Here is a 14112-nt window from a genome sequence, read left to right as displayed (position 1 = left end):
TTCCTTGGCCTTGCGCTTCTTCTCGGTGATGGCCTCGGCGGTCGGGCCGTCGTTGGCCTCGGCGAGAGCCTGGTTGAACAGGTCGAGCTTGGACGGCTTCTCCTCGGCCACCTTGAGGGTGCCCTCGGCGCCGTCGAGGCCCTTGTACTTCTGCCAGTCACCGGTGACCTTAAGCAGTGCGAGAACCGGCTCGGTCGGCTGGGCGCCGACGGACAGCCAGTACTGTGCGCGCTCGGAGTCGATCTTGATGACGGACGGGTCCTGCTTCGGCTCGTAGATGCCGATGTTCTCGATGACCTTGCCGTCGCGGCGGGTACGGGCGTCGGCGATGACGACGCGGTAGTGCGGGGTACGGATCTTGCCGAGACGCTGCAGCTTGATCTTGACAGCCATGATGGGGCTCCTTATAAGTCACTGGGCAGTTCAGACACCCGCCACTTGTTCGGCGGGCCGGTTCAACCCTCGGTTTTCACTGCGTGTGACTGACCGGCCGACCGTGGTCGGGGGCGGTATGACGCAGTAACCCCGAAGACTATACCGGGCCGCCCCATGAACCAGGAAATCGCTACTTCTTGCCCTGCCCGAAGTCGAGGTTGTCCAGGTCGATGCCCTCCATGCCCTTGGGCATCTTCGGCATGCCGGGGATGTTCGGCATTCCCGGCATGCCACCGCCTGCCTCCATCTGCTTCTGCAGCTGCTGGAGCTGGGCCATGTCGGGCATGCCCGGCATGCCGCCCCCCATGCCCGGCATCTGCGGCGAACGCGGTGCCTTGCGCTTGCCGCCCTTGCCCTTGCGGCCCTTGGGGCGCTTCTTGGTGGCGGAGCGCTGCATGCCGCCGCCGGGCATACCGAACTGGCCGGCCATCTTGCCCATCATCTTCTTGGCCTCGAAGAAGCGCTCGACGAGCTGGTTGACGTCAGTGACGGTGACGCCGGAGCCGGCGGCAATGCGCTTGCGACGGGAGGCGTTGAGGATCTTGGGGTCCTCGCGCTCGGCGGGGGTCATGCCGCGGATGATGGCCTGGATGCGGTCGAGTTGCTTCTCGTCGACCATGTCCGCCATGTCGTTCATCTGCTTGCCGCCGGGCAGCATCTTGAGGATGTTGCCGAGGGGGCCCATGCGCCGGATCATGAGCATCTGGTCGAGGAAATCCTCGAGGGTGAGTTCGCCGGAGCCGAGCTTGGCGGCGGTCTCCTGTGCCTTCTGCTGGTCGAGGACCTGTTCGGCCTGCTCGATGAGGCTGAGGACGTCGCCCATGCCGAGGATGCGGCTGGCCATGCGCTCGGGGTGGAAGACGTCGAAGTCCTCGAGCTTCTCGCCGGTGGAGGCGAACATGATGGGCTTGCCGGTGACCTCACGGATCGACAGGGCGGCGCCACCGCGGGCGTCGCCGTCGAGCTTGGTGAGGACGACGCCGGTGAAGTCAACGCCGTCGCGGAAGGCCTCGGCGGTGGTGACGGCGTCCTGGCCGATCATCGCGTCGATGACGAAGAGGACTTCGTCGGGGTTGACAGCGTCGCGGATGTTGCGAGCCTGGGTCATCAGAGTTTCGTCGATGCCGAGTCGACCGGCGGTATCGACGATGACGATGTCGTGCTGGAGGCGCTTGGCTTCCTCAATACCCCGCTTTGCGACGTCCACCGGGTCACCGTGGGAGGTTCCCATGTCATGGTCGTGGGAGTCGATGCTGGTGCCGGGGTCGGGGGCGAAGGTGGGCACGCCGGCGCGCTCACCGACGATCTGCAGCTGCTGGACCGCACCGGGTCGCTGCAGGTCACAGGCCACCAGCATGGGGGTGTGCCCCTGCTTGGTCAGGTGCTTGGCCAGCTTTCCGGCCAGCGTGGTCTTACCCGCACCCTGGAGACCGGCGAGCATGATGACGGTCGGCGGGTTCTTCGCCAGGGTCATGCGGCGGGTTTCACCACCGAGGATCTCGACGAGCTCCTCGTTGACGATCTTGACCACCTGCTGGGCAGGGTTGAGCGCCTCGGAGACCTCGGCCCCGGCGGCCCGCTCCTTGATCCGCTTGATGAAGCCGCGGACGACCGTCAGCGAGACGTCGGCCTCGAGCAGTGCCAGGCGGATTTCGCGGGCGGTGGCGTTGATGTCCGCCTCGGTCAGTTTGCCCTTGCCGCGCAGCCCGGTGAGGGCACCGGTGAGGCGGTCAGAAAGGGATTCAAACACTAGGACACACTCCTACGCGATCGACACATGAACTCCCCCATGCTAACCGTTGCCCAGCACGCGGGTCACATCCCTGTCCACCTTACGGCGGTCCACGGGGCCGGTGAAAGCGGCCTGGACGATCATTGTCGCGCCCGGGGTGGTCATGGACAGCCACTCTGCCTCCGGCAGGACGCGCAGCAGCGCTGCGAAGGCGCCGACCCGCACGGTGGTGCGCACCTCCAGGATCTGCCCGTGCCAGGACACCCACGTCGGGGCGGGGCCCGGCGCGGGGGCCTTCGCGTGTACGCCGGATTTGTGGGCCTGGATGAAGGCGGCTTCGTCAAGTTCTGCGAGCGTCTCGACGGTCGGGCGGGCATCATATTCCGCATGCCCCCCGACGATCCGTGCGGCGGTGAGCTTCCAGGCCTTGGCGGCGAGCACGGCCAGCAACCCCTGCGGGTCCTCCCCCCGGGCGGTGATGGTGACCAGGTCCCCGTCGCGTCGCAGGAGGACGCCTTCCGGGGTGTGGATGTGGGGGCGCAGCGGCGCCGCCAGGTCGAGTGCCTGTCGGGCGCGTTGCACCAGCATGCGCAGCCCGGATTCCAGGCGGGAGTTCCACACGCCGGGCCCGGTGGCTTTCGCGTCGGCTTCGGTGAGCACCTCGAGGAGGTCGAGGGTGTCGCGGTCGTAGTGGACGGCGTCGAGAAGCATGTCGAGCGTGGTGTCGGCGGTGGGGTCGTGGCGGGCGGCGAGACGGGCGATGGTGGTGTGTTCGGCGACCAACGTCTGTACGCGGGAGCGGTCGGGCAGGTGGAGGCCGAGGCGGGCGGCCATGCGGGCGACGAACTCGGCGCCCACCTGTTCGTGCGGGCGGCCGTAGCCCTTACCGATGTCGTGGAACAGCGCGCCGAGCATCAGCAGGTCGGGCCGGGCGACGGAGACGCCGGCGGCGGCGCAGTGCGCGACGGTGACGATGCTGTGCTGATCAATCGTGTGGATGTGTGTGCGTTCGCGGGGCATGCGCCCGCGGATGTGCTCCCATTCGGGCACCAGCCGGGTCCACAGACCGTGGGCATCCAGATCGTTGATCACCTCGGGACGGGTGAGCAGCGCGAAGAAGTCCTCGGCGGCTGCCGCAGGCAGCACCTCGGGCACATCGGGAACCTCGTGCAGGCGCGCCCACGTGTGCCCGCTGACGGGCAGGCCGGTGCGGGCCGCGGCCGCCGCGACGCGCAGCAGCAGCGCGGGATCCCCCAGGTCCGGGTGGCGTGAGAGGGTGATCTCTCCCCCGTCGTCGACGACGTCGACATCGAGCGGGCGCCGCTCCCCGCGCACCCGCGCACCGAGCACCCCGCGGGCGGTGGCCAGGGCATTGGTGACGGCGGCATCGATACGCCGAGCCGCGGCGGCCACGTGACGTGAGAGTTCATGTCGATCAGCCAACCTGAGATCTGCGGCGATGTCGGTGGCGAATTCGGGGTCGAGGATGTCGCGGCGTCGGCGGGCGTGGGTGTGGAGGCGGGCGCGGACGTCGAGAAGCAGTTGTCGCTCGGCGGCGAGCGGCGGCTCATCACACAGCTGCGCAAGTGCCAGCGCGCGGATGAGATCAAGATCGCGCAGGCCTCCGCGGCCGTTCTTCAGGTCCGGGTGCGTCATCGCGACCACGGATCCGGAGCGGCGCCAGCGGGCGATGGCGGTGGCGACCAGGGCGTTGAAGTTGCGGTGGATTTCCACGCGCCACTCACGCAGCACCATCTCGCGGGTCCGCGCACTCAACTCGGCGTCCCCGGCCAGGTGCCGCATCTCCAGCAGCGCCAGCGCGGCGGTGGAGTCCGCGCTCATCATCCCCGCGCACTCGGCGGGCGTGCGCACGGCATGATCGACGCGATAGTCGCTGTTCCACAGCGGATACCAGAGCTTCTCGACGTCCGGTTGTTTCCCTTCCGGATGCAGCAGAAGCAAATCCAGGTCCGAGTGGGGTGCCAACTCCCCGCGTGCCAGAGACCCGGTGGCCACGAGGGCGCAACCGGGTGGGACGGGCAGGTCAGAGAGCAGATTCATCGTGGTCGCCGGTGCGGATACGGATGACCCGTTCCACCGGGGTGACCCACACCTTGCCGTCACCCATCTTGCCTGTGTAGGCGGCGCGGGTGATGGCGTCGATGACGTCGTCGACCTGCTCATCGGCCAGGAGGATCTCCAACTTGACCTTCGGCACGAAGTCGGTGGCGTACTCGGCTCCGCGGTAGACCTCACTGTGTCCGCGCTGCTGGCCGTAACCCTGCACCTCGGTGACGGTGAGCCCGCCGACGTCCAGTGCTTCGAGCGCTTCCCGGATATCGGAGAGGGTGAAGGGCTTGATCACTGCGGTGACGAGTTTCATGAGGTAGATCCTAGTGCGGAGGAGGCGGGGCTGTCATCGTAGGCGGACTCGCGGTGCTCGGCGAGGTCGATGCCACCGAACTCGTCCTCCGGGTTGATGCGCCAGCCCATGCTCGCCTTGAGCGCCAGGCCGATGATGAAGGTGACTACCGCGGAGAAGACCATGGCGACGACCGCGATGACGATCTGCACCACCAGCAATCGCAGGTGGTCGACTCCCTGGGCGAAGAAGGCGAGACCGATGGTGCCCCACAGGCCGGCGACGAGGTGGACGCCGACGACGTCGAGGGAGTCGTCGTAACCGAAGCGGTATTTCAGTCCCACGCCAAGGCAGGCGAGGATGCCGCCGATGAAGCCGAGTGCCAGGGTGTTCACCGGGGTGAGCGCACCAGCGGCCGGGGTGATGGTCACCAGGCCGGCGACGACGCCGGAGGCGGCGCCGAGCGAGGTGGGCCGGGTGTCGCGGATGCGCTCGACGAGCACCCATCCGAGCATCGCGGCAGCCGCGGCGGCGGTGGTGTTGAGCCATGCCAGGCCGGCGAGCCCGTCGGCGGCAAAAGCGGAGCCGCCGTTGAAGCCGAACCAGCCGAACCACAGAAGGGCAGCACCGAGCATGACCAGCGGCAGGTTGTGCGGTCGGGAGGCGACCTCCCCACGCCTGCCCACCATGAGAGCGAGCACGAGGGCTGCGGTGCCGGCAGAGATGTGGACGACAGTGCCTCCGGCGAAATCGATGGGTGCCACGGTCGCCTCCCCGCCGGTGGTGCCGAACATCAGCGCGGCCAGGCCCTCCGCCGAGTGCGAAAGCAGTCCCCCGCCCCACACCATGTGCGCGAGCGGGAAGTACGCGAAGGTGGCCCACAGTGCGGAAAACACCAGCCAGGTGGTGAACTTCACGCGGCCGGCGAGCGCGCCGGAGATGAGTGCGGTGGAGATGACGGCGAAGGTGAGCTGGAATGCGACGTCGATGCCGAGAGGGTAGCCGTTGGGGCCGGGGGCGTCGATAAGCATGTCTTTCAGCCCGAAGTACTGGGTCGGGTCAGCGACGAGGCCCGCGATGGAGCGATCGCCGTAGGACATTGACCAGCCCCACAGGATGTAGACGACGGTGACCACGCCGAGCGTGCCGAACGACATCATCATCATGTTCAGTGCTTGCCTGCGTCCCGCCATGCCGCCGTAAAACAGCGCCAGCGCGGGAGTCATCAGGAGTACCAGGGATGCCGATGTCAGCATCCATCCGGCGTCAGAGTTCATGGGACAGCCCTCCTAGTTTCTGTAATGCGACAGGTTCGCACTCACAGCGCTAACTATAGGGCTATAGAAACATTTTCTATAGCGTTGCAGATATACTGTGATGCAGGCAACAAAAAAGCGGCCCGCAGGCCGCTTGATTGCTTATCGACGCTTACTTCGTACCCAACAACGCATCCACGAAGCCCTCAACCTCGAAGGGCGCCAGGTCATCCGCGCCCTCGCCCAGGCCGACGAGCTTGACCGGCACGCCCAATTCCTCCTGCACCTGGAAGACTATGCCGCCCTTCGCGGTACCGTCCAGCTTGGTCAGCGCCACGCCCGTGATGTCCACGACATCCCGGAACACGCGCGCCTGCGTCAGACCATTCTGGCCGACAGTCGCATCGAGCACGAGGATGACCTCGTCCACGACGGCCTTCTTCTCGACGACGCGCTTAACCTTGCCCAGCTGATCCATCAGACCGGTCGATGTGTGCAGACGACCCGCGGTATCGACGAGCACGACATCCGCCTGCTCCTCCACACCCTTGGCCACCGCATCGAAGGCGACGGACGCCGGGTCCGCCCCCTCCGCGCCCCGCACCGTGGTGGCACCGACACGGCGCCCCCAGGTCTCCAACTGATCCGCCGCCGCCGCACGGAAAGTATCCGCCGCGCCCAGCAACACCTTGTGCCCCATGGACACCAGCACACGCGCCAGCTTGCCCGTGGTGGTCGTCTTGCCGGTGCCGTTGACACCGACCACGAGAATGACGGCCGGCTTGCCCTGGTACGGCATCGCCTTGATGGCACGATCCATCTCCGGGTGGCACGCCTCAATGAGGGTCTCGCGCAGCATGGTGCGGGCCTCCGCCTCGCTGGACACACCCCGCTCGGCGATCTTGTCCCGCAGCGAGTCGACGACGTTCATGGTCACCGTGGTGCCCAGGTCCGCCATGAGCAGCGTGTCCTCGATTTCCTCCCACGCGTCCTCATCGAGGTCACCCGCAGTGAGAATACCGAGCACACCCTGGCCGATGACGTTCTGCGAACGCGACAGGCGACCACGCAGCCGACCGATACGACCGGCCGCCGGGGCAATATCCTCGACCTCCGCCGGGGGCGGGGTGTCGGCTGGGACCTTGTCCGGGACCTCCGTCTGCTCCAGCGCCGCTTCGACGGCACCCGCGGTGACGGATGCCGCAGCAGCGGCCTCAGTGGCCTCCTCCTCGACGCGCTCCTGCTCCTCCACGAGCTCCTGGGTCCCGGTCTCCTGCTCGACCTCTTCCTGCGTATCGAGCTCCGGCTCCGGCTGCGGATCCTCCGCAATCTCCGCCAGAGTCTCCGCGACCGGCTCGCTGACCTCGATGTCCTCGTGCTGCAGTTCGGCGTCTGGGTCGTCCGCGATGTCCGCTGCGCCGAGGGTGAACGCGGCTTCCTGATGCTCGAAAGGCTCCGGATCCTCCGCGGGCCCCGGGATGACCGGCTCCTCATGCGGCGGCAGGTCATCCGGTTCTTCCTCCATTGCGGGCTCCGCGATCGGCTCCTGCTCGGTGGCGAGCTCGGGCTCCTCGGCAACCGGCTCCGGCTCCACGATCGGCTCCTGTTCTTCGACGTACTTCAGCTCCTGAGCTTCGGCAGCTTCGGTGAGGTTGTCTCGCTGCTCGACAGGCTGCTCAGGCTCGGCAAGGCGCTGCCCTTCGAGGATTTCGGGCTCACGCTCGTCGGCCTTTGCGGGCGCGAAATTGAATCCGCCGGTGGCCTGGTAGTTACCGGACTTCTCCTGCTGAGTGAGTTCCTTAGGAGCGTCGTCTTCCTTCTTCTCGAAGCTGACCGTCTTAGACTTCTTGCGGTTGAGTCCCACGACGACCAGCACGATGAGCAGCAGAATCAGAACTACCGCAATGCCGATGATCAGATAAGTCGTATTCATGGTCTCCATAGTGTCAGCATGGGCCCGAATATTCACGCTGGACTGATGCAATCCCCTCCTGCGCGTTGAAATGCGCGCACATGCGCGCTTGTTCGCCCATCAACAACCCCACGTTGGTGCAGATGCACTGTGCATATGCACAGCAGAAATACCCATGCGCAGTGGCTCCCTTGGCACCCCACCCCACGTGCGCGCACGTGCGCGCATTTCTCAGGCAGTCGCCGGGCTCATGCGTTGGCTGATGACGCGGGTGACGCCGTCGCCGCGCATGGTGACGCCGTAGAGGACGTTGGCGACATCCATCGTCGGCTTCTGGTGGGTGATGACGATGAGCTGGGAGTCCTTGCGCAGATCCTCGAAGAGGGCGATGAGGCGGCGGAGGTTGACGTCGTCAAGCGCGGCCTCGACCTCGTCCATGACGTAGAACGGGCTGGGTCGCGCCTTGAAGATGGCCACCAGCATCGCCAGCGCCGTCAATGATTTTTCGCCACCCGACAGCAGCGACAGGCGCTTGACCTTCTTGCCCGGGGGCCGCGCCTCGACCTCGATGCCGGTGGTGAGCATGTCGTCGGGGTCGGTGAGGATGAGTCGGCCTTCGCCGCCGGGGAACAGTGTCTGGAAGACCTGCGGGAACTGCGCCTCGACGTCGACCCAGGCGTCGGTGAATAGCTGGAGGATGCGGGCGTCGACCTCGTCGATGACGCCACTGAGGTCTTTGCGTGCCTGAATGACGTCGTCGAGCTGGGTGGAGAGGAACTCGTAGCGTTCCTCAAGGGCCTTGAATTCCTCGAGCGCCAGCGGGTTGACTTTGCCCAGCGCGCGCAGGTCCTTCTCTGCTTGGGCGAGGCGCTTCTCCTCGGCCGCGCGGTCGAAGTCGTCGTCGGGGGTGTAGTCAGCCATGAGGTCGGTGGTGGACAGACCGAGCTGCTCGACGATCTTGGCCTCCGCCTCGTCGATACGCACCTGCGCCTGGGTGCGCGCTATGTCGCCGGCGTGGGCGTTGTCGGTGAGGCGGCCCAGTTGCTGGCGCGCAGCAGACACCTTGTCCTTCGCGCGCGACAGGCGGGAAGTTAGTTCGGCGCGCTGTCGTGCCAGGTCATCGCGTTGCGACGCCGCCCGCTCCGTCGCGTCCGCCACCCGCACGGCCACATCAAGCGCGCCTTGCTTCACGACGCCCGCCAGCTCCGCCGCTTCCCGCCTCTTCCGCATCGTCTCGTCGTGGCGTGCTTTCGCCTGCCGCTCGTGCGCGGCCTGGCGGCGCAGCCCCTCGCCCTTGCCGGTGGCCTGCCCGGCGCGTTCCTCGGCGGTGCGCAGCGCGAGAGTCGCCTCCATTTCCATCGCCTTGACCTGCGCGAGGGCGGTGTTCGCCTCGTCGCGGGCCAGCGTGGAGGGCTCCTCCGGGGCGTCGGTATCCTCGACGCGGGCCAGCCGGTCGCGGGCTTCGTCGAGTTGGTCCCGCAGGTCAGCGAGACGCGCGTCGGCACTCATGGCGCGTTCGGCGGCGCGTTCGTGCTCGGCTTTGTTCGCTTCGTACTGCTTCTGCAGGCGCGCGAGGTCGCGTTCCCAACCGGTCAGCGCCTGGTCGTGCTCGCGCAGGGCGGCCTTCTTCGCCGCGGCGTCGACGCGGGATTCTTCGGCGGCAATCCGGGCGCCTTCGAGGGTGCCGGAGAGTTGTTCGAGGATGGCGCGGGCGTCGATAAGTTCTGTTTCGGCATCGGCGATCTGGGTGCTGACCTCGACCGGGGACACCGCCCCCTGCCCGGCCTGAATCCAGCCCTCGCCGACGAGCACACCCTCGGGTGTGACGGCGCGCAGGCGCGGATCGGCATCGACGACGGCGCGGGCGGCGGTGAAATCGGGGGCGAGGGCGACGTCGGCAAGCAGGCGGTTGAGCGTGCGGGCGACCGCCGCGTCAGCATCAATGTGATCGAGCAGCCACGTGGCACCGGCAGGCAGATCCGCGTCGAGGCGCCAGGAGTCGCCGCGCGTGGCATCGTCGATGAGGACGGTGCGCGACACCCCGGCGAGCTTATCGACGACCCCCTCACTCACCGTCCCCACCAGCGCTTCCGCGTGCGCGCCGAGCGCCGCCGACACAGCAGCGGCGTGCTGCGTGCGCAGCAGCGTGGCCAGGCCGGGCCAGTCGAGGTCGGCGGCGGCGACAGGCACATTCTGGCGCAGCGTCTCGATGCGCGACTCCAGCGAGTACACCGCCCTCTCGCGTTCGCGCTGCTCATCGCGCAGCTGATCAAGACGCTTGTCGGCGGCGCCGGCCTCGCTGGCGACGCGCACGTGCGCGTCTTCGAGAGGGGCCCGCTCGGACTTGAGGTCACGGATCTTCCCCACGACCTCCTCGGCCTCCCGCTGCGCGGTCCGCGTGCGTTCCAAGGTCTCCGCGAGGGTTTCCGCCTGGTGGGCGATCTCCTGCTCGGCGGCCGCCACCTGCCCCGCCAGGGACTCCTCCGCGGCGATGAGGCGGACGACGCCTTCGCGGCGGTCGGCGATGGCGCGGACCTGCGCCATGTGCTCAGCTTCCGCTTCCCGACGCGCCTCCTCGCGCTCGAACACCTCATCCCGGATCGACTCCAGCCTCTCAGCGGCGATCTCCACCGCCTCGGTGAGCTCCGCGAGTTCCTCATCGGCCTGCTCCGCGCGGCGTTCCAGGGCCTCCGGGTCCGGTCCGTGATAGGCGACGACATCCGCGTTGGACGCCCGCTCGGCCGCAATGCGGGCCGTGGCAGAGACACGCTCGGCGAGGGTGGAGAGAGTGAACCACAACTGCTGGGCGGCATCGGCCTGCGGGATGAGAGTCTCCAGCTCGGTCTCAATCTCCAGTTGCTGCCCGCTCGCCTCCTCCAGCAGCTCCGTGAGCTCCTCCACCTGCTCGGCCAGCAGGCGGGCGCGGCGGTCGGCGTCCTCAAAGTCGCGGCGCAGGCGGTGGACGCGGTCGCCGGCGAGGCGGAGGCGGGCGTCGCGCAGCGTGGCCTGCACGGTCTGCGCGCGCTGCGCGGCCTCCGCCTGCCGGGCCAGGGGCTTGAGCTGCTTACCCAGCTCATCGGTGAGATCCTGCAGGCGATCGAGGTTGGCCTGCATGCCGACGAGTTTGCGCTGCGCCTTTTCTTTACGACGCCGATGCTTCAGCACCCCCGCCGCCTCCTCAATGAAGGCGCGGCGCTCCTCCGGACGGGACTCGAGAATCTGCGCCAGGCGCCCCTGCCCGACGATGACGTGCATCTCCCGGCCGATGCCCGAATCCGACAGCAGTTCCTGGATGTCCATGAGGCGGGCGCGGGCCCCGTTGATCTCGTACTCACCCGCACCGTCACGGAACATGCGACGGGTAATAGACACCTCGGTGTAGTCGATGGGCAGGGCCCCGTCGGAGTTGTCAATCGTCAGCGTCACCTCCGCCCGGCCCAGCGGCTTGCGGTCACCCGCGCCGGCGAAGATAACGTCCTGCATTTTGCCGCCGCGCAGGGTCTTCGCCCCCTGCTCGCCCATGACCCACGCCAGGGCGTCGACGACATTGGATTTGCCCGACCCATTCGGCCCGACGACGGCACAGATGCCGGGCTCGAATTTCAGGGTCGTCGCGGACGCGAAGGACTTGAATCCTCGAAGCGTCAGCGATTTCAGGTGCACCCGGTCAGGTTAACACCTCAAAACCCGTCTCCCCGGCAGGTTCCTCCCACTGGTGGGACACGGACTCGACGCGACCGGGACGTCGGTACGCGGAGGGTTGCTCCTCGAGGCGGGCGAGCATCTCAGAGACCTTGTCATCCGCACCCTCCAGGACAACGCGCACACGGCCGTCGGAAAGGTTCTCCGCGGAACCACTCAGCCCCAGCTCTGTGGCTTCACCTCGCACCCACCAGCGGAAGCCGACGCCTTGGACGTGACCGTCGACGAACGCTATCAGGCGTTTCATACCCGGTCCTCGAGGGAGCGGCGGGTGACCGGATCGGAGCCATCCCAATACTCGACATTCTTCAGCTCGGGCAGCATGTCGCGGTGGAACACCGGGTCGATGCCCTTACGGCGCTGCTCGCCGTAGTTCTTGAGCAGCTTGATGGCCACGCCACCGAGCGGGATGATCGCGATGAGGTTGATGAACACCATGGTCGCGGCGAAGGTGTCACCCAGTGCCCACACGAGCGGCAGGGAGCCGATGGCGCCGAAGAAGACGAAGCCGACGACCACGACGCGGAAGACATTGAGCAGCAGATTCGACTTGGTGAGGTACTCGATGTTGGTCTGGGCGAGGTAGTAGTTGCCCAGGATCGAGGAGAACGCCAGGAAGAAGAGGATGAAGGTGACAAAGTGGGTGCCCCACGCACCGACCTCGCTGGCGAGGGCCGCCTGTGTCAGGGCCGCGCCCTGGATATCCTCACCGTAGGCGATCTCATCCTGGCCCAGCAGGATGATGAAGGCGGTGATGGAACAGACGAGGAGGGTGTCGAAATAGACACCCAGGGTCTGCACCAGTCCCTGCTTGACGGGGTGGGAGACGGTGGCGGTGGCGGCGGCGTTCGGGGCGGAACCCATGCCAGCCTCGTTGGAGAACAGGCCGCGGCGCATACCGTTCATGAAGGCCGCACCAACGGTCGCACCGACGATCTCCCGGAAACCGAGGGCATGGCCGACGATGTCAGCGATGACACCCGGGACCTCCTGGATGCGCAGGGCGATGACGATGATCGCGATGATCAGGTAGGCGACCGCCATGAACGGCACGATGATCTGGGTGGCGCTGGCGATGCGGCGGACACCACCGAAGATGATCATCGCGGTGAGCAGGGCGAGGATACCGCCGACGACCATCTTGAAGCCGTTGTCGTCGCGCTCGAGGGAGCCGCCGACAGCCTCGACGATGGAGTTGGTCTGGATGGCGTTGTAGACGAAGCCGTAGGTGATGGAGATGAAGATCGCGAAGATGATGGCCAGCCACCGCGCGTTCATTCCACGTGTCATGTAGTACGCGGGACCACCGTGGTAGTTACCTTCAGCGTCCTTGGTCTTCCACAGCTGCGCCAGCGTCGACTCGATGAACGCGGTCGCGCCACCGATGAGTGCAATCATCCACATCCAGAACACGGCACCCGGTCCGCCGAGGGTGATGGCCACGGCCACGCCGGCGATGTTGCCGGTGCCCACTCGCGACGCCGCGGAGATGGTGAAGGCCTGGAAGGCGGAGATACCGCCGTATTCCTCATCATGGTCCTTGCCCGGGGCATTGGGCTTTTCCATGACGGCGCGGAACATGTCGGGCACCATGCGGATCTGCACGAGGATGGTGCGGATGGCGAAGTACACACCGGCCGCGATGAGCACCCACGGCACGGCGGTCCAGAGATTGTCGTTGATCGTCCCTGTGACGAACGATTCGATTGCGTCCATTCCCTAAAGGTAGCGCCATATGTGGTTCAGGACACAATCGGCTACCGAATCGTTACGCCTCCCGCGCGATGATGCCGAGCCCTTCCGAAAAAGAGGTTGTCTGAAACTCAGGGAATCGCGTGCGGAAAGCGGAGTCATCGAACAGGTTGTCCCGGCCGTAGCGGGGCAGTAGCTCACGGATCTCCCGGGCTTCCGGAGAGACCACTCCCAGGGCACGGAAAGCCCAGGTTGGGACGACGGTGAACGTGGCATCGGCGCCGAAGGCCTCGGCTGCCAGCCCCACGATCTCCCGGTAAGTCGGCCGGGTGTCGTCGACCGGCAGGTGCCAGGTCCGCCCATAGGCGCCGGGAGTGTTAGCGAGTACCGCGAGGGCCCGGCTCGCGTCCGGCGTCCAGATGAGGGAGCGACGATGGTCGGCACTGACGGGAACCAGTGCCCGCTTCCCGGCGCGCAGGCGCTCGATGACGAGTGTGTTGGTGAAGCTCTGCGTGCGTCCAGGACCGTAGAACTCGGGGGCGCGGGCGATGAGGACGGGTATCTCGCCGCGCTCCATTTCCGCGAGCACCATGTCCGCCATGTCGGCGCGGACGCGGCCCTTTCTGCCGACGGGGGCGAAGGGCGTGCCCTCGGTCTGGACGCGATCGTCCTGGGGGTACATGTAGGTGTTGTCGAAGTAGGCGAAGGCCGCCCCGGCCTCCCGGGCGGCATCGAGGCTGTTGCGGAGCATGGTGGGAAACTGCTGCTCCCACAGCTCGGTCTGCGGGGGCAGCCCAGCGGTGAAGTAGACGATGTCGCTGCCAGCGACGGCGCTTTTCGCCTGCCCGGCATTGAGCAGATCGGCGGCGACCACGGTATCGGAGGGGTGAAGCGCGCGCGGCGAGCGGCTGACCAGTCGGATGTCATCGGTGTGCTGGCGGTGCAGCTCGCGGGCGAGCTCGACGGCTATTTGGCCGCTCGCTCCGAGGATGGTCTGTGTCATGGAGGGCTCTCTTTCGCG

10 protein-coding genes are annotated in these 14112 nt (G+C 66.9%); all 10 read right to left on the bottom strand.

Features of this window, described 5'->3' with window-relative positions; all coding sequences use genetic code 11:
* Positions 1-393: 30S ribosomal protein S16 (rpsP, locus tag Q4G50_RS02770; RefSeq protein ID WP_303376116.1), on the bottom strand; the 393-nt coding region annotated here is incomplete at its 3' end.
* A gap of 172 nt (positions 394-565) precedes the next feature.
* On the bottom strand, positions 566-2185 hold the full coding sequence (ffh, locus tag Q4G50_RS02765; protein ID WP_303376115.1) for a signal recognition particle protein: 1620 nt from the start codon (positions 2183-2185) through the stop codon (positions 566-568).
* Positions 2186-2227: 42 nt separating this feature from the next.
* Complete coding sequence (locus tag Q4G50_RS02760) at positions 2228-4228, bottom strand: [protein-PII] uridylyltransferase (protein ID WP_303376114.1); 2001 nt, start codon at positions 4226-4228, stop codon at positions 2228-2230.
* Entirely contained in the window at positions 4212-4550 is a 339-nt protein-coding gene (locus tag Q4G50_RS02755; RefSeq protein WP_303376113.1) for a P-II family nitrogen regulator, read from the bottom strand. The genes Q4G50_RS02760 and Q4G50_RS02755 overlap by 17 nt, the downstream gene beginning before the upstream one ends.
* Positions 4547-5806, bottom strand: coding sequence for an ammonium transporter (locus Q4G50_RS02750; RefSeq protein ID WP_303376112.1), 1260 nt, complete (start codon positions 5804-5806; stop codon positions 4547-4549). Before Q4G50_RS02750 ends, Q4G50_RS02755 begins: the two co-directional genes overlap by 4 nt.
* 151 nt (positions 5807-5957) lie before the next feature.
* Complete coding sequence (gene ftsY, locus Q4G50_RS02745) at positions 5958-7718, bottom strand: signal recognition particle-docking protein FtsY (protein ID WP_303376111.1); 1761 nt, start codon at positions 7716-7718, stop codon at positions 5958-5960.
* Between the two features lie 210 nt (positions 7719-7928).
* The gene (gene smc / locus Q4G50_RS02740) at positions 7929-11360 is read right to left on the bottom strand and encodes a chromosome segregation protein SMC (protein ID WP_303376110.1); all 3432 of its coding nucleotides are present in this window, start codon (positions 11358-11360) and stop codon (positions 7929-7931) included.
* A 4-nt stretch (positions 11361-11364) separates the two neighbouring features.
* Positions 11365-11646 (bottom strand): acylphosphatase, encoded by a 282-nt coding sequence (locus Q4G50_RS02735; protein ID WP_303376109.1) that lies wholly within the window; start codon positions 11644-11646, stop codon positions 11365-11367.
* A complete protein-coding gene (locus Q4G50_RS02730) occupies positions 11643-13115 on the bottom strand; it encodes a sodium:alanine symporter family protein (protein ID WP_303376108.1) in 1473 nt (490 codons plus the stop codon). Before Q4G50_RS02730 ends, Q4G50_RS02735 begins: the two co-directional genes overlap by 4 nt.
* A 52-nt stretch (positions 13116-13167) precedes the next feature.
* The gene (locus Q4G50_RS02725) at positions 13168-14094 is read right to left on the bottom strand and encodes an NAD-dependent epimerase/dehydratase family protein (protein ID WP_303376107.1); all 927 of its coding nucleotides are present in this window, start codon (positions 14092-14094) and stop codon (positions 13168-13170) included.
* Positions 14095-14112 lie beyond the last annotated feature (18 nt).

This window comes from Corynebacterium sp. (assembly GCF_030538285.1).
Classification (GTDB): Bacteria; Actinomycetota; Actinomycetes; order Mycobacteriales; family Mycobacteriaceae; genus Corynebacterium.
This window is presented reverse-complemented; position numbering and strand designations above follow the sequence as displayed.